This window comes from Sphingobacterium tenebrionis, from assembly GCF_037126265.1.
Lineage (GTDB): Bacteria > Bacteroidota > Bacteroidia > Sphingobacteriales > Sphingobacteriaceae > Sphingobacterium > Sphingobacterium tenebrionis.
In genome coordinates this window covers 1-21,437 of record NZ_JAYLLN010000050.1, presented here as the reverse complement: position 1 = coordinate 21,437, position 21,437 = coordinate 1, and the positions used below count along the sequence as shown (strand labels likewise).

Annotated in this window: 24 protein-coding genes and 2 tRNA genes; 16 read left to right on the top strand and 10 right to left on the bottom strand. The window is 38.4% G+C overall.

What is annotated here, in order from left to right:
• Window positions 1-196: 196 nt before the first annotated feature.
• Window positions 197-270: transfer RNA gene (locus VJ786_RS15325), tRNA-Arg, on the bottom strand.
• Between the two features lie 307 nt (window positions 271-577).
• On the opposite strand from VJ786_RS15325, the gene VJ786_RS15320 reads away from it, so the two are divergent.
• Together VJ786_RS15320 and VJ786_RS15315 are read left to right on the top strand one after the other, a co-directional pair.
• Window positions 578-662: transfer RNA gene (locus tag VJ786_RS15320), tRNA-Ser, on the top strand.
• A gap of 412 nt (window positions 663-1,074) precedes the next feature.
• A complete protein-coding gene (locus tag VJ786_RS15315) occupies window positions 1,075-1,638 on the top strand; it encodes a thermonuclease family protein (protein ID WP_218962180.1) in 564 nt (187 codons plus the stop codon).
• Here the strand turns inward: VJ786_RS15315 and VJ786_RS15310 are convergent.
• Both VJ786_RS15310 and VJ786_RS15305 read right to left on the bottom strand, forming a co-directional pair.
• Window positions 1,635-2,126 carry a GNAT family N-acetyltransferase gene (locus VJ786_RS15310; protein WP_099365685.1) on the bottom strand — a complete coding sequence of 164 codons (492 nt, stop codon included), beginning with the start codon at window positions 2,124-2,126 and terminating at the stop codon, window positions 1,635-1,637. The genes VJ786_RS15315 and VJ786_RS15310 overlap by 4 nt on opposite strands.
• Window positions 2,127-2,308: 182 nt before the next feature.
• Window positions 2,309-4,984 (bottom strand): cation-translocating P-type ATPase, encoded by a 2,676-nt coding sequence (locus tag VJ786_RS15305; protein WP_336558000.1) that lies wholly within the window; start codon window positions 4,982-4,984, stop codon window positions 2,309-2,311.
• Between the two features lie 122 nt (window positions 4,985-5,106).
• Between VJ786_RS15305 and VJ786_RS15300 the strand changes: the two genes are divergently transcribed.
• Window positions 5,107-6,237 carry a hypothetical protein gene (locus tag VJ786_RS15300; protein ID WP_099365687.1) on the top strand — a complete coding sequence of 377 codons (1,131 nt, stop codon included), beginning with the start codon at window positions 5,107-5,109 and terminating at the stop codon, window positions 6,235-6,237.
• Window positions 6,238-6,272: 35 nt separating this feature from the next.
• Window positions 6,273-6,812 (top strand): NADPH-dependent FMN reductase, encoded by a 540-nt coding sequence (locus VJ786_RS15295; protein ID WP_336557999.1) that lies wholly within the window; start codon window positions 6,273-6,275, stop codon window positions 6,810-6,812.
• On the opposite strand, the gene VJ786_RS15290 is transcribed toward VJ786_RS15295, so the two are convergent.
• From VJ786_RS15290 to VJ786_RS15270, 5 genes are all read right to left on the bottom strand, one after another.
• Window positions 6,809-9,271: a phosphocholine-specific phospholipase C gene (locus VJ786_RS15290; RefSeq protein WP_099365709.1), complete on the bottom strand. Its 2,463-nt coding sequence runs from the start codon at window positions 9,269-9,271 to the stop codon at window positions 6,809-6,811. The genes VJ786_RS15295 and VJ786_RS15290 overlap by 4 nt on opposite strands.
• 393 nt (window positions 9,272-9,664) lie before the next feature.
• Window positions 9,665-10,405 (bottom strand): dienelactone hydrolase family protein, encoded by a 741-nt coding sequence (locus VJ786_RS15285; RefSeq protein WP_336557998.1) that lies wholly within the window; start codon window positions 10,403-10,405, stop codon window positions 9,665-9,667.
• 12 nt (window positions 10,406-10,417) lie between these two features.
• The gene (locus tag VJ786_RS15280; RefSeq protein ID WP_099365690.1) at window positions 10,418-11,281 is read right to left on the bottom strand and encodes an NAD(P)-dependent oxidoreductase; all 864 of its coding nucleotides are present in this window, start codon (window positions 11,279-11,281) and stop codon (window positions 10,418-10,420) included.
• Entirely contained in the window at window positions 11,281-12,222 is a 942-nt protein-coding gene (locus tag VJ786_RS15275; RefSeq protein ID WP_218962181.1) for a DUF1801 domain-containing protein, read from the bottom strand. The genes VJ786_RS15280 and VJ786_RS15275 overlap by 1 nt, the downstream gene beginning before the upstream one ends.
• Before the next feature lies 1 nt (window position 12,223).
• On the bottom strand, window positions 12,224-12,685 hold the full coding sequence (locus VJ786_RS15270) for an SRPBCC domain-containing protein (protein WP_099365691.1): 462 nt from the start codon (window positions 12,683-12,685) through the stop codon (window positions 12,224-12,226).
• Window positions 12,686-12,794: 109 nt separating this feature from the next.
• Between VJ786_RS15270 and VJ786_RS15265 the strand changes: the two genes are divergently transcribed.
• From VJ786_RS15265 to VJ786_RS15215, 11 genes are all read left to right on the top strand, one after another.
• Window positions 12,795-13,211 carry an SRPBCC family protein gene (locus VJ786_RS15265; RefSeq protein ID WP_134777787.1) on the top strand — a complete coding sequence of 139 codons (417 nt, stop codon included), beginning with the start codon at window positions 12,795-12,797 and terminating at the stop codon, window positions 13,209-13,211.
• A 5-nt stretch (window positions 13,212-13,216) separates the two neighbouring features.
• A complete protein-coding gene (locus VJ786_RS15260) occupies window positions 13,217-13,612 on the top strand; it encodes a VOC family protein (protein WP_099365693.1) in 396 nt (131 codons plus the stop codon).
• 14 nt (window positions 13,613-13,626) lie between these two features.
• Window positions 13,627-14,049: a DUF1801 domain-containing protein gene (locus VJ786_RS15255; RefSeq protein ID WP_099365694.1), complete on the top strand. Its 423-nt coding sequence runs from the start codon at window positions 13,627-13,629 to the stop codon at window positions 14,047-14,049.
• A gap of 10 nt (window positions 14,050-14,059) precedes the next feature.
• A complete protein-coding gene (locus VJ786_RS15250; protein ID WP_099365695.1) occupies window positions 14,060-14,473 on the top strand; it encodes a DUF6157 family protein in 414 nt (137 codons plus the stop codon).
• 75 nt (window positions 14,474-14,548) lie between these two features.
• Window positions 14,549-15,043, top strand: a complete 495-nt coding sequence (locus VJ786_RS15245) for an SRPBCC family protein (RefSeq protein WP_099365696.1) — start codon at window positions 14,549-14,551, stop codon at window positions 15,041-15,043.
• A 76-nt stretch (window positions 15,044-15,119) separates the two neighbouring features.
• Window positions 15,120-15,566: a VOC family protein gene (locus VJ786_RS15240; protein ID WP_336557997.1), complete on the top strand. Its 447-nt coding sequence runs from the start codon at window positions 15,120-15,122 to the stop codon at window positions 15,564-15,566.
• Between the two features lie 23 nt (window positions 15,567-15,589).
• On the top strand, window positions 15,590-15,970 hold the full coding sequence (locus VJ786_RS15235) for a hypothetical protein (RefSeq protein ID WP_336557996.1): 381 nt from the start codon (window positions 15,590-15,592) through the stop codon (window positions 15,968-15,970).
• Between the two features lie 3 nt (window positions 15,971-15,973).
• Complete coding sequence (locus tag VJ786_RS15230; protein WP_099365699.1) at window positions 15,974-16,858, top strand: VOC family protein; 885 nt, start codon at window positions 15,974-15,976, stop codon at window positions 16,856-16,858.
• Window positions 16,859-16,940: 82 nt separating this feature from the next.
• The gene (locus VJ786_RS15225; protein ID WP_099365700.1) at window positions 16,941-17,474 is read left to right on the top strand and encodes a DUF1697 domain-containing protein; all 534 of its coding nucleotides are present in this window, start codon (window positions 16,941-16,943) and stop codon (window positions 17,472-17,474) included.
• A 33-nt stretch (window positions 17,475-17,507) separates the two neighbouring features.
• Complete coding sequence (locus tag VJ786_RS15220) at window positions 17,508-18,029, top strand: SRPBCC family protein (RefSeq protein ID WP_099365701.1); 522 nt, start codon at window positions 17,508-17,510, stop codon at window positions 18,027-18,029.
• Window positions 18,030-18,137: 108 nt separating this feature from the next.
• Window positions 18,138-18,677 (top strand): hypothetical protein, encoded by a 540-nt coding sequence (locus VJ786_RS15215; RefSeq protein WP_099365702.1) that lies wholly within the window; start codon window positions 18,138-18,140, stop codon window positions 18,675-18,677.
• Here the strand turns inward: VJ786_RS15215 and VJ786_RS15210 are convergent.
• Window positions 18,661-19,722 (bottom strand): serine hydrolase domain-containing protein, encoded by a 1,062-nt coding sequence (locus VJ786_RS15210; RefSeq protein WP_336557995.1) that lies wholly within the window; start codon window positions 19,720-19,722, stop codon window positions 18,661-18,663. The genes VJ786_RS15215 and VJ786_RS15210 overlap by 17 nt on opposite strands.
• A gap of 193 nt (window positions 19,723-19,915) precedes the next feature.
• The gene (locus tag VJ786_RS15205) at window positions 19,916-20,299 is read right to left on the bottom strand and encodes a YkvA family protein (protein WP_167554306.1); all 384 of its coding nucleotides are present in this window, start codon (window positions 20,297-20,299) and stop codon (window positions 19,916-19,918) included.
• A 297-nt stretch (window positions 20,300-20,596) separates the two neighbouring features.
• Between VJ786_RS15205 and VJ786_RS15200 the strand changes: the two genes are divergently transcribed.
• Window positions 20,597-21,367 carry a hypothetical protein gene (locus VJ786_RS15200; protein ID WP_336557994.1) on the top strand — a complete coding sequence of 257 codons (771 nt, stop codon included), beginning with the start codon at window positions 20,597-20,599 and terminating at the stop codon, window positions 21,365-21,367.
• The last annotated feature ends 70 nt before the right edge of the window (window positions 21,368-21,437 follow it).

Sequence of the window (21,437 nt, the reverse complement as noted above, 5' to 3'; positions counted from 1 at the left end):
AAAGCTTTTAGGAGTGTCTTTCGTGGCGTAAGGGACACAACATTCTTCCTGTACAGAGTGATGAAATTATATGCTTAAAAATCTTTACCCCCCAAACTTTCGGTATGATCCTTTATGAGTTTAAAATTTACAGGAGAGAATTCGATTTAAAACAAAAAAGGCCGTAAATTAATGATTTACAGCCTTTTTAACTTTGTACGCCAATTAGGGTTCGAACCTAAGACCTACGGTTTAGAAAACCGTTGCTCTATCCAGCTGAGCTATTGGCGCTTATTTTGTAATGCAAAAGTAGCTCTTTACGGTTTAAATGCAAAATAAATTGTCTTTTTTTTGATAGTAGATGTTTAACTGATTGCATCACAATTACATATTTTTTTGTTTTATAACCATATTTTCAATAATTGCGTTGCCTTGGTTGGATTTTTAGCTATGGTTTCTTTAATTGTGGAAAAATTAAAAAGATATTTCATTTTTTAATAAGCTAAAAATCAGCTCTATTAAGCCAAAATCGAACATTTTAGGATTAATAATTTCATTTTTTGTTTGGAGAATAAGTCAGAATTTGTACTTTTGTCGCGGAGAGTTGGCAGAGTGGTCGAATGCGGCGGTCTTGAAAACCGTTAACTGTCACAGGTTCGGGGGTTCGAATCCCTCACTCTCCGCAAAAAGAGCAACCGTAAAAAGTTGCTCTTTTTCGTTTATCAATATCTCAATCCAATATTGAAAAGTCTTTCAACAGGGCTTATTTCTTTAAAGTTCACTTCGATGTAAAAGCATACTGAAAGTATACTAAAAGTATGTAAAATGTATGTTTTATATACTTCCTACATACTTTAACCCAGCTTTAAGCCTACTTAAACCACGATTACACCCCTAATTCAAACAAATATTGAAGTATTAGCATAGAAACAACCCCAAAAAAATAGACAATTTACGTTAAGATTAATCTTAAGTATTAAATCAATGTTTACTTCTAAAGAATTCCCATTATTAATATTTATTAATTCCCTGGTTTTAAGGTTTCCCATATTATAATCTTAATACCAAGATTTATCTTTGTATTTTGCACTATCTATGATCAAACGACTTATTACCCACACCTGTATTGCCTGTTTAGGATTAAAGATAATGATTTCCTGTACTTCGATGAGTGCAGAGTATTCTAAACATCGAGAAGTACAATCTGAAAACTTCGCATTTGTATCAAATGAGCAAGAAGCAAGTCAAAAACACACTTACTATCAAGTGACAAAAGTGGTGGATGGAGATACCTTCTGGATTGATAATTTACAACCTGGGGGATTGAAAATCCGCTTTATCGGAATCGATGCTCCTGAAAGCCGTAATGCCTTCAAAAAGAAAAAGCAATTTTATGGCAAGGAATCCAAAGAATTCTTAACAGCCTTATTGAAAGATCAAAAAGTAAGATTGGAGTTTGATGTTGATTCACTTGATCCATTTAACAGAACCTTAGCCTACGTTTATTTGGAAAACGGAGAAATGGTCAATGAACTGATCGTTAAGTCAGGAAAGGGCATCCTAATGACCGTAGCTCCAAACGTAAAATATGAAGAGCTTTTTGTGAAAGCACAGAAATATGCGCGGGAAAATAAACTGGGATTGTGGGCAGAGAATTAATATCTCAACTTGCGCTCCAATATTTCTCCAGGCAATCCTTCAAAATCCTTAAACTCTCTGGATTCAAACTGGTTTTTGATCAAAACCTTTCTGGAGGCAAGATTCTTCGGATCAATTATGGCTGTTAACACTTCCATTTGAGGATCGTTTAATGCTTTCTCAATCAACATTTTACTTACCTTACTAGCAATCCCCATACCCCAATACGCAGGCAAGAGCAAATAGCCTAATTCCGCTTCTTTATCATCCAATTTCTTTATTTCCAATTTGGCTAAACCCAAGAAAGTCCCAGAATCTTGCTCAAAAATTTTAAACATTCCGTATTCTTCTCTTAGTTCATTATTGATTATGGTTTCATCGAAATCAGATTTTGCTTCTTCGATCGTTAAACCGCGCTCTGTAACCATAGCCATGATCTGGATATCACTGACCAACAAATAATAAAGATCAAAATCTAAAGGATTGAACTTTTCAAGTTTAATGTCCATAAAGTAAAGGTATAGAATTCTTTATGGATTTTTTCATAATGTATAGATCCTTCGACAATGCTCAGGATGACAAAGGCTGATGCTCTGGAGATCCTTCGACGATGCTCAGGATGACATAGGTTGAAGCTCAGGATGACAAAGGCCGATGCTCAGGATGACAAAGGCCATAACTTCATCAACCTCTATTTCCTTCCCATCCTTTGAAAAACCTTGATACCCTCATTTAAAATCAAAGGAACCAATCCCAGCAAAATAACCACTCCCCAATCCCGTGGACTAACCAATTGCAACCTAAAAGAATCCCGCAACACCGGAATAAACAGTAAAATCAATTGCAAGCCAAAGCCCATCAAGATCGCCAAGATCAAGTATTTATTACTGAACAAGCCCACTTGGAAAATAGACTTATACTCATGCCTAAAACTCAACGAATAGAACAACTGACACGCAATGATCGTCAAGAAAGCCATGGTTCGGGCATAATCATGGATATCCTCCGGAATCTGCTTATCAAAAACCGAATAATCATGCTCCCAATAGCCGATCACAAAAGCAACAATCGTTAAAATCCCAATCAGAACACCTCCCAAGATCACCCGCCATCCTGCACCATGCGAGAAAAAATTCTCTTTAATGGATCTCGGTTTCTCCTCCATCACTGATTTATCCCCAGGATCCATGCCCAAGGCAACAGCCGGCAGCGTATCTGTAATCAAATTGATCCACAATAACTGCGTGGCCAACAAAGGAATCGGCATTCCGGAAATAATCGCCACCAACATCGCCAAAACCTCTCCCACATTGCTCGACAATAAAAATATAACCGACTTCTTGATATTATTATAGATATTCCTCCCCTGCTCGATCGCCGAAATAATCGTCGAAAAATTATCATCCGCCAATATCATATCCGCAGAATTCTTAGCCACATCAGTCCCCGTGATCCCCATCGCCACACCTATATCCGCCATATTCAAAGATGGCGCATCATTTACTCCATCCCCAGTCATGGAAACAATATTTCCATTCGCCTGAAAGGCTTTCACAATATTGACCTTATGCTCTGGCGATACCCTTGCAAAGACTTTATAATCGGATATCTTCGAGGACAGGTCCTCCACCGACAACGAATTGATTTCCTTTCCTGTAACCACCTGTTTTTCCTCCTCCGCAATGCCCAGTTCCTTTGCGATGGCAAATGCGGTCTGCTTATGGTCTCCAGTGATCATGATCGTTTCTATACCTGCTTCTTTGGCCGATTGAATGGAATCCTTGACCTCTTCCCGTGGAGGATCGATCATTCCAACCACGCCAACAAATACCAGGTCCTCCTCAAATTCTTCCGGAGAAATTTTAGATTTTACAGGTTTAAAAGCAAAACCCAAGGTCCGTAATGCTTTATGCGACATATCATCGACCGCTTTATCGACCAATTCCTTATGCGCATCGGTAAAAGGGATGATCTCGCCATGTTCCATCACCCGATCACATTTCAAGATCAAATTATCAACCGCCCCTTTCGCATATAACACCCATTCACCTTCTTTCTTATGCAAGGTCGACATCATTTTACGATCCGAATCGAAAGCCAATTCATCCACCCGTTCTTGCTGCTTATGGATCTCTTTCCGATCGATCGACCAGGAATCAGCCAAGGCCAATAAGGCCACCTCTGTTGGATCTCCTGTTTTCTTCTCCCCATCCAACGTCGCATCGGAGGCCAAGAACATCCCTTCTACCAACAATTGCTCCTCAGGAAGTATCGGATCCTCGCTATCAACATCAATCAACTGATCCCCAAAGGTAAAAAGCTCCTTTACGGTCATCTTATTCTGGGTCAAGGTCCCCGTCTTATCTGAACAGACAATATTAACTGACCCTAGGGTTTCAACAGCAGGAAGTTTTTTGATAATGGCCTTTTGTTTCGCCATTTTAGTGACGCCGATCGAAAGAACAATAGCCACAATAGCCGTCAGCCCTTCAGGAATGGAAGCAACCGCTAAAGAAACAGACGTCAGGAACATTTCCGTAAGATCTCGACCTTGAAAATAGGAAATCACAAAAATCAGTACACAGATACCAACAGCCAATTTTCCCAATGTCTTTCCAAGATGGTTCAAACGGATTTCCAATGGGGTTTTGCTATTGTTCTCCTCCGCTAGGTAATTCGCTATCTTTCCAACTTCGGTTTGGTTTCCAGTTGCAACAACTATCCCTGTCCCACGCCCGAAAGTAACCAAGCTCGACATAAACGACATGTTCAAACGATCCCCAATGGCGGTATAATCCGTCTTTATCTCGGCATCGAGATCCTTTTCCACCGGAACAGATTCTCCGGTCAAGGATGATTCATCGACTTTTAAATTCGCATTCTCCAACAATCGGAGATCCGCCGGCACATAGCGGCCAGCCTCTAAAATGACAATATCACCCGGAACCAATTCATCCGCAGGTAATTCCAATTGCTCCCCGTTCCTTTTCACAATGGCTTTTGGGTTGCTCAATTTCTGCAAGGCCGCAATCGCATTATTCGCCTTTAATTCCTGAAAAACACCAAGGGAAGCATTAATGATGATGACGATCAAGATAATGATCGCATCGGTATATTCACCCATCACAAAGGTGATGATAACCGCAGCAAACAACACATAGATCAACGCATCATTCAATTGGGAAATGAACATGGCGAATATGGATCTTCTCTCCTTTTCCTTTAAAGCATTTGAACCATATTCTGAACGTAGCTGTTCTACCTGTTCCGATTTTAAGCCAACCTGTTGATCAACATTGAATTTTTTCAATAAATCATCAATGGGTTGCGTGAAATAGTCCTTGATTTCTGTTTTATGTTCAGCCATAGATGCGCGTTTATAACGTAATAACCAAATTTAATCGGCTTTTGTTAGAAAAAAGATGATATAATCAAATCATTACAATTATTCTTAATTTATTTACGTTATACCACAAATACCTGATACCTATGGAGAACCTAGTACACGAGCTGATAAACCACGAAGATGGAAAGATAATCCTTCTTTCCATCAACGGAAACACCTTGATTTCAGAATCCGGAAAACCTGATAAATTAAAACGAACCGAGAAGGAATTCCCGAACGAGCAGGAGGTACAGAAAAACTTTCTAAAGAAAGAATGGGAGGCTTTGAAAAAGGGATATGTATTAAGGAATGATAACCCAAACATTGGCTTACCCCGTTTACACTATTATGTAGGTGGTGGGTATACGGGAAGTTTATCCTTACAGGGAACAGATAAAGGGATATTTGTGTATCAGAATGTCGTGGAAGCGAATATATGGAAAGGTCAGTTATTATTGATTGATGGGCAAGGAAACCTACTTCAAAGCATTCCATTACCGAAGCAATTAGCTTGGGAAATAGCCTATCAAGAGGGCAACCAAACCTTGTACCTCGACCTCGATCATTTCATATATGCATACGATCTCGAATCTCAGGAGTTTGAGAATTTAGGAGCTAATAAATCAGACCCAAGCAGCTTTATTTCTGTTGGAACAAATCGAACAGTATTCGCAAGTTTCGGACAATTGAAATCATTGGACAATGATAATAAACCATTTTTTGATCAAGCTTATTCGACAGTAACCATTAAGGGCAACACACCATTTGCTGGTGTAGTATCTCCCGATGGAAAAAAGATTGCATTCCATAATAAACCTGGAGAAATATCGATCCTTCATGCAGATAACGGCGATTTAATAGCACACTTGAAAGGAGATTTTCAAATGATCGAAAAAATGGAATTTACTGAATCCGGAGACCTTCTTCTCGCTCAAGAACAATATGGTAGTTGGGGAATGCTTTATTTCGACCTAATAAATAATCAACAAATTACAATCCCTGGCCTAGAAATCCCTGAATACAGCAAGGAAGTGAGCAGGTTCTGTCTCAATCCTGATCAATCCAAATTGGTATTATCACAACGAAGTAATGTGCATGTTTTTGATTTTAAAGCCAAGAAATTTTTGCATAGCTTTCGCTTGGACCATATTGTCAAAAACTGCCAGTTAAAGTTCGTCAATGAATATCTAGGTGTTCGGACTGATTACGGATGTTTTAGTCTGTATAAGGTCTAATTGAATTCAAATATCAACCTATTTACAAGAAAACAATGAGAAATATTTTTGTTATAAATGGAAGTGCAAGTGAAAACTCATCAAATCAAAAAATTATTAATAATATAATTCAATTAAATAAGGAATCCTTTAAATATATAATTTATAATGATCTAAAATATTTACCTCATTTTGATCCTGAACGGTCAATTATAAATACACCAAAAGAAATTGTAGAATTTAGAAAATGTATTGAAAATGCGGATGGAATTTTATTTTGTACGCCCGAATATATTTTTAGCATTCCCAGTGGATTAAAAAATGTATTAGAGTGGTGTGTTTCCACTACCGTATTTTCGGACAAGCCAATTGGAATTATCACGGCCTCAGCAAATGGAGAAAAAGGACACGAAGAATTGCAACTGATAATGAAAACATTAATGACAAATTTTAATCCGGAAACTACATTACTAATTTCAGGCGTAAAAGGTAAAGTAAATACCAGTGGGGAAATTAATGATGAGAAAACTATAATTAAATTAAAAGAATTTTCTGAATCATTCAACGAACTAGTAAAATACAATTCAACCGATTAACCCCCCATTAAAGGATCGGTACGGCTGCTTTTTCCATGATCTACATGCCCCGCAAACCTATAAGTAATTTGTTCATTGGAAACCGGGCGGACTAAGAAATCATACCAGCCATGGCTATCCTGCAGATCAAAGGAAAAAACCTTAGTTCTCCCTGCCTTATGCAAGGTATCTTTCAAGCCATAACCCAAGTCCTTGATCAAGAAATCCTCTTTTACACCATCAACCTTCAAATGCCAGACTTGTCCCTTTCCTTGATAACCTATAATCCTAGGTATAAGCTTATCCAACTCCAATTTAAACTCTCGGAAATATCCGTTTGGTCCATACAGCGTGAAACTTACCCTTCCATCCAGAAAATCCTGCATATCCCAGCTATAACTCATCTGCTCTCCAGCTTTTACCGCAAAATTCCAGGCTTGAAAAGAATTTCCCTGCTCCTTATATACCGTATGATTGGTTACAATCAATGGAGCACCAATCTTTTTGTTGGCCTTTAATTTCCCGGCAAGTTCGAAAATCATCGTTAAGCGTTGCTTATTAAGGTCTACTTGGAGATTCACATCCAGGTCATAGGGAATGGCATTAGCCAATTTAGTACCTTTCTCCTGTATGCCCAACCCGTAATGCTTAACCCCATCAAGCTGAAATTCGTCCAATATCGATTTGTAATCTTGGGCTACAAAATTCCCTGGCAACTGCCTATCCTTGGCTGCATGTATCCGCCCTACGTAGGCATTCCGATCCACAAAGTCTATTTCAGGTTTTTTCAATTCCGGAATAGGTCTGAATGCAGAGGTCAGATCCCCACATACTAACCTACGCCAGGCACTGATATTGGTTTCCAATACCTTTTTACCTATTTTCTTGGCAAAGAAATGTTCCATGAACTGCAGGCTGGAACTATGATCAAAAACCTCCGAATTCACCCATCCCCCTTTAGACCAAGGCGATGCAATAACCATAGGTACCCTATAGCCCAGTCCGATCGGACTTTCCAAACTTGCCTCCGGATTGTTTGTCCGGATCCGTTCCTGCTCCACCGTAACATACTCATCCTGCGTATCCACGCCCTTAGCCACCCTTCCTGTGTCCGGTTTATTACTCAATGGTGGAACGAATGGCATGGCATGATCAAAATACCCATCATTCTCATCGTAGGTCAATACAAAAATGGTTTTCTTCCATACCTCCGGATTGGAGGTCAGAATATCCAAGGTTTCTGATACATACCAGGCTCCGTACCATGGCGAACTCGGATGGTCGGAGAAACGGCATGGCGCCGTTAGCCAGGAAACAGCCGGCAATTTATTCTCTTGAACATCTTTTCTGAACTGATGGAAGATATCCCCTTTGGGCACTTGAACATCAACGGTCTTTCCATCGGCTGTATAGCTTATTTTTTCTAATTTATGATAATCCGGATCATTCGTGTTCGTCGTAAATGCCCGTTCATGTATTTCCTGCTCGATCTTGGAAAGCTTTGCAAAATTCAAAGCGGAAAACTGTTCCACATCCTTTTTAAAATTATTCAAGCGGTCAACAACTTTCTGATAAGCTTCTTGGGAAGCATATCTCGCAACGGTCAGTTCATGCTCGATCTCCCTGATCCGACGTTTGGCATAGGCTTGATAAGCGGGATGGAATTTTACTTGGTACTGTTTATGAAATTCGAGGTTATTATCGGTAAAATTAGCCAACCAGTCTTCTTCTTCCCCAGTTAATCCCACCGGAAGGCTGAGTTCATTCTGATAGACCTTCCAAGAAATACCGGCTTCTTGAAGTCGTTCCGGATAGGTTTTCCAAGTAAGGTCTCGGTAATTGATCTGTCCATTATCCACATGAGCTACCGAATTGGGATCCCGGGGGGTTTCACGCACCGTACCAGTCCAGAAATAAGATCTATTGGCACTCGTTCCTGTCAATGAAGAACAGAAATGTTGGTCGCATACTGTAAAGGCATCTGCAAAAGCATAATAAAAAGGAATATCCTTTCGCTCATAATAACCCATGGTTAAAGGGATATGCCTATATTTTTGATTTCCTGGTCTTTTGGCGAGAAGCCATTTATCCATTTTACCATTATTGCGAGCCATGACCATATCCCGCCAACCATGAGGAAGATCGCCCATCCAGGTCACTTGGGTATTTTCAATATCCAGATGGAATGGACCATAACTTTTTTCGCCATCCATCGTTTGATGCCATACGGGTACACGATCAGGCCCTCGATAAGTCCTCGGGTCATTGAATCCACGAACACCTTTAAGCATACCAAAACAATGATCGAACGATCGGTTTTCCTGCATCAAAAACACGATGTGCTCCGCATCAAGATAGGTAGATCCTGGTGCTGCCTCAATGGCCAATGCCTTTTGAATAGATTCAGGAATAACATGGGTTAACGCTGTAGCGCCCGCAAATAGGGATGCTTTTTTCAGAAAATCTCTTCTAGAACTCATGAAAGAAAGATAGTCCTTTTTTACCAAAAAAAATGAGGGTAATATTTTTTTCATGAAAACAAGTATTCATATGAAGTAAATAACTTATTAAATTTATTTAATATAGTAATATGAAATATTTTTTATTTATATTAGATGATATAATAAAAACTATAAATTATTAACAAAAACATCATGAGAGCACTATTTATTTGGAGCTGTTTTTTTCCAGTCTCATGCTTAATCACCAATTATATCCATAAGAATATCCTTCCACTAACCATCGATTGGATTCTATTCTTAATTTTTATACAGATGGCTATTCTATATATCTGTATAATCCCAGGAAAAAATAATAAAAGAAAAAAAGGCTATTATTAAATAGCCTTTGAGAAAATCTTTAACGTCAAAATTTTATTTTAAAACTTCTTCCAAGAACATCTTTGTATGTTTCCAGGCTCTTTTTGCCATGATCTCATTGTAATCTGGCGATTCTGGATTAGTAAAGGTATGTTTGGAATTCGCATAGGTTATGATTTGCCAATCTGCCTTAGCATCATCCATTTCTTTCACAAAACCATCATAATCGGCTTTCGAAACGGATGCATCATCCGCTGGATGCAAAACCAAAACCTTGGTCTTCACTGGCTGCATCACCCGACTTGGATCTTTTGCTAGCCCTCCATGAATACTCACCGCACCTTCCACGTTCAATCCTCCTCGAGCAGCTTCCAGAGCACCTGAACCGCCAAAACAATAGCCTATTACCGCTATTTTAGTCGCGCCTTGCTTTTTCAGTTCATCCATGCCTGCCTGAATACGCTTCTGATAGGTCGCAAAATCCCTTTTAAAGATTGTGGATTGTTTACCAGCCTCCGCATTGTCCTTCGGCGTATTGCCTACCCCATAGATATCAGCGATCAATACCAAGTAGCCTTCCTTTTCCAGGTCAAGTGCTGCATCCTTCGCTTCCTGATCAATTCCTTTCCACGCCGGTAATATTAAGACCGCAGGTAAGGATTTTCCGGCATTGCTCGAAATCAGACCCGATAATTTTTGATCTTTTTCCTGATAAATAACCTCTTTAAGGCCTTGGCCTTTCGCCATCGATCCAAAGATCAAACTGAATAGAATAATAGAACCCAAAACTTTCATAAGTATATCTTTTTAATTAACATTTACTTTCTTTTTTAGATAAGTTAAAACAGACATCACATCCTGCTCCCCATAGCCCTCATCATGTGCTGATTGATAGGTATCTTTCAAAACCTTTGTAAATGGAAGATCAGCACCTGCCGCTATGGCTAATTTGACATCCTTTAACATCAGATCCAGGGAAAATGCCGCTGGAAATGAATCTTCAATGATCGATTTTGTCTTCACTTTAGTTGCCCCGCTCCCACTAGCACTCTGGTTGATGATATCCATCATATCCGTACGGGAAATCCCCAACTTCTCTGCCAATAGAACGGTCTCTGCCATGCCTTGGTATAAAATAGACAGGTAATAGTTGATACAAAGCTTAGCCGCAATTCCTGCCCCATTAAAACCCAAATCCTTAACTTCCTTTCCCATAAGACTCAGGTAAGGATTAATCCTTTCTTTGTCCTCTTGCGTTCCACCTATCATGAATATCAACGTTCCTTCCTTGGCGGGCAGTGTACTTCCTGCTACTGGAGCATCGATAAAAGATCCTCCTTTCGCCAAAAGTGTAGATGCAATAGCCGTAGAAGCTTCTTCGGATATCGTACTCATGTCTACAAATAATTTTCCTTCTACGGTACCACGTAATATATTTTCATAAACAGCATGTACCGCATCATCATTCGTTAACATCGTAAAGATGATATCAGTTTGTTTGACCAGGTCAGAAATATCTTCACAAACTGTACTATGTTCCTCAAAATCTTTTGCCTTTTCTAAGGTTCGGTTGTAAACATAGAGGTCCACTCCTGCTTTCTCTAGGTTTTTGGCCATAGGATGACCCATATTGCCCAAACCTATAAATCCAACCTTAACTGCATTATCCATTAGCTTTTGTATTTATCATGTAAACCTTTGCCTGCGAGAACCAAAGGTTTGATTTTTTCTAGTCGACTTATTTTTGTCTTCTCCTGCTTCGCCTCATCAATATGTTCCATATATTCTTTCTTCTTCCCAGGCGTTAACTTTTCGAAGGCATCTTTAAATGCACTATCTTTTTCCATTTCTTCTTTTAGTAGACCTGTTAATTCCCGAACAGGACTTTTCTCTGGCTTAATCTCTTTACCATCCCTAATGGTCTGCACAGATTCCTCGATATAATCCAGGATCATTTTTTCATCCATATCCTTGACATCCGTAAATCGCCATTGCCGCAAAGATTTGGTCTTCCCTTCAGAGGCAGTTACCAAAACCTTCTTCCTATCGGTCAAGAAAACACCATTATAGAACCATAAAGAGAAAAAATCTTTAAAGCCACCCCAGGCAATTACATTTTTCCCCTGAAAAGTATACACATCCGTTCCCCATTTAAATGTTTTAACCAATGGAGTCTTAGTTTGTTCGATCAATCGCGTCATTAATTCTTCACATTCCGTCCAGCGCGTTCGATGGGTATCCCATTTAGGTCCTTCCTTATCTTTCAATTGGTCTACATTGTATTGTACCATCTTTTCAATTAGCGACTTTGGTAGCTCTTTTCCCAAAGGAATCTGAATGGCTCCCTTTGAAGTTTTTAAGCCTTTCAAATCATCCGCAAAATGGGAAATGGCAGCTGTACCTGGATATAATCCCAAGTGTTGTTTGAACATCGCAAAATGGATCAGATTTCCATTGTACCTGAAGGTCGGCATGCCATAGTTGATGGTCTCCTTGGCTTCTTTTGGCGCGGCGTTCTTAATAATCTGCCTAACATGTTCCAAGATGGATTGCTGTTCACCGGCAAAGTTGGCGATGTATTCGTCAATGGTAGAAAAGGTTACTCCTGCCATTCTACTGTTCTTTAGTTTTCATAAAATCAAAGGCACCATTGCGTAGGTTGATCCCATATTCTAAACTTGCCTTCATGCAAGCTAAGAAATTTGCCCAACCTTCTGTTTGTCCTATGGCCTGTTTTATTCCATCATCATCCTTCTCCATAAAACTTTCTTTTACACGGACTACAGTGGAATCATCGCTCAGCTCTTCCAAAAATATTTCTACAAGCATCCCTTCTGCTCCGCCGCTCCAATCGAAAGAAATGTATTCATTGGATTTGATCAATTTCCCTGTTACTGGAAAAACATCGTCAAACTCCGGGAACTTCCATTCTACCGTCACATCGGAATCCAGATTTCCAGTAGAACTCTTTATGAAATATTTGCTCATCTTATCGGCCTTGATGATGGCATCGAAAACATCTTCTACCGGTCTTTGAATTTGCAAGGCTGCTCGGGCTGTTAGTTTGTCTTTCATAAGTTTTGTGTTGATTCTAAAAACGAATATACCAATAAAAATTCTTGCCTTAAGGCAAGTGAACTTGAAATAATAATGAATAATTTCGGTTAATCAATTTAGAAACAACATGGAAACTCAAAAAGTAAAAGTACAATCCGCAATCAATGCACCATTAAAAAAAGTTTGGGAAGCGTATAATAATCCTGAAGATATCGTAAATTGGAATCAAGCATCTCCAGATTGGCATTGTCCTTCTTCGGAAAACGATCTACGGGTTGGCGGAAAGTTCAAGAACAAAATGGCCGCAAAAGACGGAAGTTTTGAATTTGATTTTGAAGGCACCTATACAGAGGTAACACCTTATAATTCCCTTTCCTATGTTTTGGGGGATGAGCGGACGGCTGATGTTAGGTTTTCGGAATCAAACGGCCAAACCCTAGTGGATGTTTTATTCGATGCAGAGGGAACTAATCCGGTGGACATGCAGCGTGAAGGCTGGCAGGCTATTCTGAACAGCTTCAAGGATTATGTAGAAAATAAATAGAGAATATGGAAGCACCCAAATTTAAATTAGGACAGATTGTATGGGCAGACCTTACAACAACCAAAGCAGATTCCTTAAAGGAATTTTATAAGGAGGTAGCCGGATGGCAGGAATTTCCGGTGGCCATGCGTGATGATGACGGCGAATATAACGACTATGCCATGCTGGTTGATTCAGAAAATGCTGCCGGCGGCATCTGTCATAAGCGCGGAAAAAACAATAACCTCCCTCCCCAATGGATCATGTACATCTATGCAGAGGATGTGGAGGAACGGTTGAAAACCGCTTTGGATTTGGGTGCAAAATTGATCCATGAAAGCAAAAAACCAGATGGTACCTACAATTATGTCATTATTGAAGACCCGGCAGGCGCGGTATTCGGAATTGGTAATATGCAGTAATTAGGCGAAGTCAAATGGCAAAACTAAAAACGCATTATACCGATGAGGATGTCATCGCTTTCATTGAGCAGGTCGATAACCAACAGAAAAGAGAAGACAGCTATGAACTGATTCGATTGATGGAAGAAACCACAGGAGAAAAAGCAAGAATGTTCGGCCCATCCATCATTGGTTTTGGAAATTACCATTATAAATATGCATCAGGCCATGAAGGCGATGCCCCATTATTGGGCTTCTCTCCACGAAAAGCGGCTATTTCCCTTTATGTCTATTCGGGCAGTGAGGAACATGCGCATTTATTGGATGGATTGGGAAAATATAAAATGGGAAAAGCCTGTATCTATGTAAAAAAATTAAGTGATCTACATATAGATGCATTAAAACATTTGATGGAGGAATCTGTTAAATTTACCAAACAAACATATCCAGATTCCTAAGTTCAAAAAAATGAAACAGCACAGCACGAACTATTACAATACCCTGATCACCGTAGCGGAAGATTGCAAAGCAAAAGAAGCAATTGCTCCTCCGGTAAAAGAAGGAAAATTAACGGTAGCCAATCTGCAATATGATATGCTGATGGAAAACTCGGGGGATATGACCTCCGATGACCTTATATTTAACGTCCATGCCATCCGAAAAGATTTTATCGAGCAGGAATTGGAAACCGAAAGAGCAAATTTTTATTCAAAAGGACAAGCCTGTCTTCGAACCTCTCCACTGGCAAAAACCTATGGTTGGGCCATATTTCATGATGCTGAAGGAAAAATTAAATTATTAGATCCAAATACGGATGAATACAAAAGGTTGATGGAGGACGATGGCATCAAGAAAGTACCAGCAATGAAATCCAGCAAATAAAAAAAGAACTTGTCGTATGGCAAGTTCTTTTTGTTTTAAGCCCCGTAACTTAGTACTAATAAAAAATCATATACCATGGAAGATCAACATTTCTATCAATTTGATATTCAAGGAAATCAATTGACCATTAAGCGCAGTTACAACGGAAGCTTAGCACAAGTCTGGCGAGCATATACAGATGCTGAAATACTAGATTTATGGTGGGCGCCGAAACCATGGAAATGCGAAACAAAGTACCAGGACTTTGTTCCTGGAGGAACCTGGCTATATGCCATGAAAGGTCCAGAAAATGAAACCCATTGGTCTATTTTTAAATACAATACCATTAATTTCCAAGAATCCTTCTCCGGAACGGATGCTTTTACGGATGACCAAGGACATATCAACACCTCCTTTCCGCAATCGACTTGGAATACCTCTTTTGAAGAAAAAGATAATGGAACTTTGGTAACCAATATATGCACATTTGAAAATGAGGATGCAATGAATCAGCTTTTAGAAATGGGTTTTAAAGAAGGCTATGAAATGGGGCAGTCTAATCTCGATGCCTTACTAAAAGAAGGCTTTTAAAATCCTGTTGACAATGGGTTGTCAAAACCCCTCCTATCTTTGATTAAACATTTAGAAACCACATAAAAAAAACATTATGGCAAAGATTCATGCTTATTTAAATTTTAATGGAAATTGTAAAGAGGCTTTCGATTTCTATCAGCAAGTATTCAAAACAGAATCAGTAGGAACCTACCGTTATGGCGATATGCCTGCAGACCCAAATATGCCCGCATTACCAGATGATGCCAAGGATCTCATCATGCATACTGCCATTAAGATCAATGATAGCACCATGATCATGGGATCGGATACCTATGAAGCTTTTGGTCCAAAAGCAACCTTGGGTACTTCCACTTACATTATGCTGGATGCTGAAAGTGCTGAAGAGGCTAAAGCGCTACATACCGCATTAGCCAAAGATGCACAAAACATAGAAATGGATCTGGCGGAAACATTTTTTGCGGAATTATATTCTTCTTTCCAAGATAAATTTGGCATCTCCTGGATGGTTCATTTCGAAGGAAACAAGAAAATGGGATAAGATTTTTCCCCTTCATTTCTTATATGAAGAATCTAACATTTAAAACTATTGGTAAAATCTTAATGGAGGTTCCTATGGAACAATATGAAAATGTATTGCATTTTTATAGGGACCTCCTATTGTTTGATGAAATTGATGGAGATTTCACGGACATTAATTGTAAAAAGACCATATTTCTGAACGGCAACCTTCAATTGGAAATATGTGCCTCCCCTGATATAAAAGAATCAACCATCAAATTATTGCTTGAAACCAATGACCTAAACCAAGCCTTGGGATATTTTCAAGCCAATAAAACCGAAAGTCATCTGAAAAAAAATGTTGCGGCATCTGAAATATTGCATGTAACAGATTATGGAGGCCTTCGACTAATGGTCATGGAAAATGACCTCAAAAATCCCTAAGCGATGCTCTACGAAATTATTCTCTTGGCCCAACTCCAACAAAAAAGAAAGGAAATCATCATGAAAAACAACATTATCCCTGCCATTTGGTTTGATCATAACGCCAAAGAGGCATTCGAATTTTACAGCCAAACTTTCCCAGAGACGGAAATCGAGAAAGCGGATGACATCGTCGTGGAAGGATCTATCCGTGGATTAAAGTTCATAGGAATTAACGGTGGTCCTTTGTTCAAACCAAATTCCGCTATTTCCTTTATGCATGTTTTTGAGACTAAAGAGGAATTAACAGCAGTATGGGAAAAACTGAGCCAAAAAGGAAAAATAATGATGCCTTTGGACAGCTATCCCTTCAGCGAACTATATGCCTGGGTAGAAGACCAATATGGCGTAAGCTGGCAGCTTTATCTGGGTAAACTAGCCGATGTAAACCAACAGAAAATCATACCTACCCTTATGTTCTGTGAAAAACAACAGGGAAGATGCAAGGAAGCATTGGCATTTTATGGAGAATTGTTCCCTGATTTTGAATCGCAGGGTGTTTTGGAATATCCTGAAGGTGAATTCAAAGGTCAGGTGATGCACGCACAGTTTAAAGCAAATGGGTATACGTTGGCTGCAATGGACTCTGGATATCCTCAAGATTTTAGTTTTACCGAGGGGGTTTCATTAACCATCTCCTGCAAAGACCAAGAAGAGATAGATTATTATTGGAACAAGATCACAGAAAAGGGACAGGAAAGTCAGTGTGGGTGGTGTAAAGACCAATTTGGGTTGAGCTGGCAGGTCGTTCCAAAACAGATTTCCGAGATCTTAAGTAATTATCCGCAGGCTAATCGGGCATTGATGGGTATGAAAAAAATTGAAATCGATAAGCTTATAAATGCTTAATATATACGGCATTAGGTATAAATTCTTATCTTTAATTTAAAGTTTGATAAATCTGTCCCTAAAAATTCCCTATTATTAGCCCATGAATTCATTTATCATATTTCTAAGAGCAGTAAATGTTTCCGGAAAAAACCTGATCAAAATGGCAGATTTAAAGGCTTTGCTCGTAAAGGAAGGATATCAGGATGTAAAGACCTATATCCAAAGTGGTAATGTTTTTCTGAAGAGTAATCTTTCGGCGAAAGAGTTAAAAACTAATTTCAACCAACTTTTAAAGAAGCATTTTCAACTCGAAATATCTTGTTTTGTATTAACCATAGATCAGGTTAAAAAAGCACTTGCCAACAATCCTATTAAAAGAGAAATGGAAGGCAATAAATTGTTTTTTACCTTCTTGGATGATACGCCCAAAAAAGAAGATATCGATGCATTGGGAGCTTTGGACATTAGCCCTGAAGAATACCATTTAAATGAAGATCTCCTTTACTTTTACTTACCAAATGGTATGTCAAACAGTAAACTAAATAATAATTTCTTCGAAAAAAAATTAAAAGTGAATGCGACGGGTAGAAACTTAAATACCATAAATAAAATGTTGCAATTAGCAAACGAATAATTAATTCAATTCATAAAACCAATCCAAAACAACATGAAATTTTTAAAGTATCTATTATTTATTGTACTCGGCCTAGTGGTCATTGTACTTATTGTGGCTGCCATCCTTCCGAAGGATTTCCATGCAGGCAGTGAGATCGTCATCAAAAAACCTAACCAAGAAGTTTATGATTATGTGAAATTGATCCGGAATCAGGGTAATTATGATAATTGGTCTAGGCAGGACCCCAATATCGAAAGACACTATGAGGGTGAAGATGGAACCGTAGGTTTTACCTATACCTGGAAAAGCAAAAAAGTGGGTGATGGAAAACAGGTGCTGACCAAATTAGACGAAGGAAAACGCGTCGATATGGATTTATTCTTTAATGGTACCGGAGATGCCAATAAATCATTTATGTCTACCACGCCAATCGATTCCACAAGCACGAAAGTCATTTGGGAAATTGATGGGAAAATGCCCTACCCCTTCAATATCATGTCTTTATTTTTTGATATGAACAAGGATTTTGATGCTGGACTTTCCAACCTGAAAGAAATATTAGAAAAACAATAACATTGCCAATCAAAACTCCTCTTAATCCATTAAAGATTAGGAGGAGTTTTATTATGGGTAAAACATTCGGGCAGCCTCTGCGTTTAATGTTAAATTAATCTTACCAACATGAAAAAGATCCTTTACGCCCTGATGATCATTGGACTTTCCGCTTGTCAGAATGCCAAAAATAACACTGAAAATTCTTTGAAGGATTCCGTTGTTGCTACCAATGATAGCACGGCAAAGGCCATCGATAATGCTTCTGCCTGTGTATGGTTGAAAGAAAATGTAGAAGGTTTTTTTAAAAAGGGCGACATGAATGCCATGGCCAATTTATGTACGCCAGCTTATTATGAATATAAAATGGATGCCACTAATGTTGATTTGGACCTGGATGGGAGTTTAACCGAATCGGAATTCCATGCGAAATATGCAAAAGATTATGATACTAAATTAGCAGGAATTGGTGCAGGATTTTTAATATCGGGTCAAGATTATGGCAGCATTACCCTATCCACTTGTGATGTATTACATGAGGATGCGGAAAGCATTACCCTAAAATCAGTCATATCCGATTGTGATTACCAGACCGATTACCATCGTGAAATTGTATTGGCCAAGGAAGGAAATAGTTTTAAGATCAAAGATGTTAAGGAATTTGATTAGCATATACATTACTCAACCAGGTAAATAACTGTTGATTATCAATACCTTGGACAGCTATACCTAAAGTTTTCATGATCTTATCAAATACCTCAGCGATCAAAAGATCATCCCTATTGCTGAATAATAGCACATGTTCGCCTGTCTTTGGATAGAATAGCACGATGTTATGAAATCCGGTACTTTCTCCTGAATGAAACCATATCGGTTCATTAGTTGAATCCAAGCCTCGGAACCAGCCATAGGAATACGTTATTGGTCCTTTAACGGGCATACTGTTCAACCTATTGAGATAGTCCTCTTCCACGTTTAACCCTTTCATTTCTTTTTTAAGATTTTTCAACCATTTCTGATAATCGCTTGCTGAAGTGTATACCCCACCATCTCCTAAAGTAGAACTCGTTAAACTTTGATCCGCAAAAATAAACCTGTCTTTTTGTGGATGATAACCATATGCCCGATTGGGGATTTTTCGATTCACATCATACAGGAGGGAATTTTTCATGTTGAAAGGATCAAAAAACATGGTTTTCATGGTATTGGCGTAACTTTCTCCAGTTAGTTGTTCAACAATTAACGCGAGCAAACAATAAGCTGTATTGCTATATCTAAACCTGCTTCCCGGTTCAAAAAATAAGGTTTCTGAAGGCTCGATAATGCGAAGGACATCTGCATCACTTAACGGTTGTTTAATCTGATCGCCCATGAGGCTTTCATAATCCGCGATCCCAGAACTGTGGTTCAATAGATGCTGAACTTTTATTTCGCCGACTTTTCCCTTTAAGTTTGGAAAGAAAGTGGAAATTCGGGTATCCAAGGTTAATTTATCAGCCTTTATTAATTCATGGATAGCTTTAGCCGTAAATTGCTTGCTCACAGAAGCCATTCTAAAATTGGTTTTAGCATCTATTCGGTTGGGAGTCTCTAGATGAGTGACACCGGAGGATTTAATAAACTGAAAACCCTTAAAATTTATGGAAACAACAGCTCCAGGATTAGTTCCACTTGGATAGGCTGAAGTAAAGATCTGTGTTATTTGATCGGCCAAATTTTTTTCTTGTGCAAAACTGGTTTTTAAACAAAAAACAAGAAATCCTATGGTGAAAACAAGACAATATGTAGGTTTAAACATGTTCATGAATTTAGGTTCATGCTTACAAATAACCGCACAAACTTAAATAAAAACAAGAAAACCGGCCAATATTTCTATTGAACCGGCTTTCACATGTAAAACATAATCTCTATTCAGCAATTTCTATACCTATTGCATTGGATTTCTTAAATTTTCTGTAACGGTCGATCTCATCAGCCAATTTTGAAATGGCAAATCCGACGATCGATGCATCATCCAACCAACCTAAAATCGGTATAAGATCTGGAACAGCATCCAATGGCGATACCACGTAAATAATGGTGGCAACGATGACCGATAAGTTCCATTTATTCATTTTATATCGGCCAGCGAACGTATCCTTGACCATAGCTATCAACAATTTGAACTCATTGGTTCGTCCTTGTAAATGTTGCGCTTTATCTTCAGCAAGATCAATTTCCTCGTTGGTCAACTTTCTGTTCTTGAAAGTATTGAACAATAATAACGCCTTACCAAAATAGTTTTTTTTCATTTTTTCTTTATCCATTTTCCTCTATGACATACATATTCTCAAACGGTTTAATCAATTAAAAATTATATGACATTCACCTAATTATCTTTTCATGTCTTCGCAAAAAAAAGAAGTGTTCAGATAATAAATTCATACAGCCAACGTTATAGTATTAAAAGAAGGATTATTTTAATGTTTTATTATGGCAATGGGCCATAATGCAAAGAGTAAAGTAATTTTTTTAGAAAGAGGTTGATGTGAATCAACCTCTTTTGTTGTTATATTGTATCTATCATACAAACAACAGATTTTCAAAACATGCTTAAAAGATCCTTAACCTTGGTTTTTCTCCTTCCTTGTTTGCTTTTTGCACAGCAAAAATTCTTTTTATACCGTTACAATGACCAGTATGGTCTGTCAGATAAAACAGGGACACAGGTTATCACCGGCAATTTCATTCGCAGTAGTGAAGACTTGGAAAACCAGATCCTTTTTGACACGAAAGAAAAGAAAAATGTATTGGTCAACTTAGAGTCCGGTGTGCAGAAAACCTTTGATGAATTTATCGCAAATAGCATATTTCTGGAAAATCAATATTATGCTAATGTTGAAGATAAAGGGAAGTTCTATCTCTATAGCCAAAAAACGGGTGAAAAGTTAGAAATGCCTTTAGTCATTCGAAAACAGCATTTGCCAAAGGTCTTTATGCTGAATAAGAAATTTTTATACGCCATTGGTTCGGAAACCATGTTTCCAAAGACTCCTGAAGTGAAAAAGCCAAAAACTAAAGCTTCGGCAAGCAAAATTCCAACCATTATCCCTGAACCTAAATTAGAATATCCAATATCTCTCACCTACCTTTATATTTTCAAAAATGAAAGGAGTATGCCTCTTGTCTCAAAAATAAAAGTGGATGAAAATTACCGGTTCTCGGGAAATGAACCAAACAGTATTTTCAGCCTTTATAATCTACATAAAACGCCAAAAAACGAACCTGCTAAAGAGATGGAAATCAATATTGTAGAAAGAAAAAGGACCAAAGGATTAGTGAGGGCACTGAAAAAGTCTCAACTTTTTAATGAGATTTAAAGAAATGACTGAGTACAAGATTTATCTTACTCGGTCATTTTTGTTCTAAGGATTTCTGAAAATTTGTTTT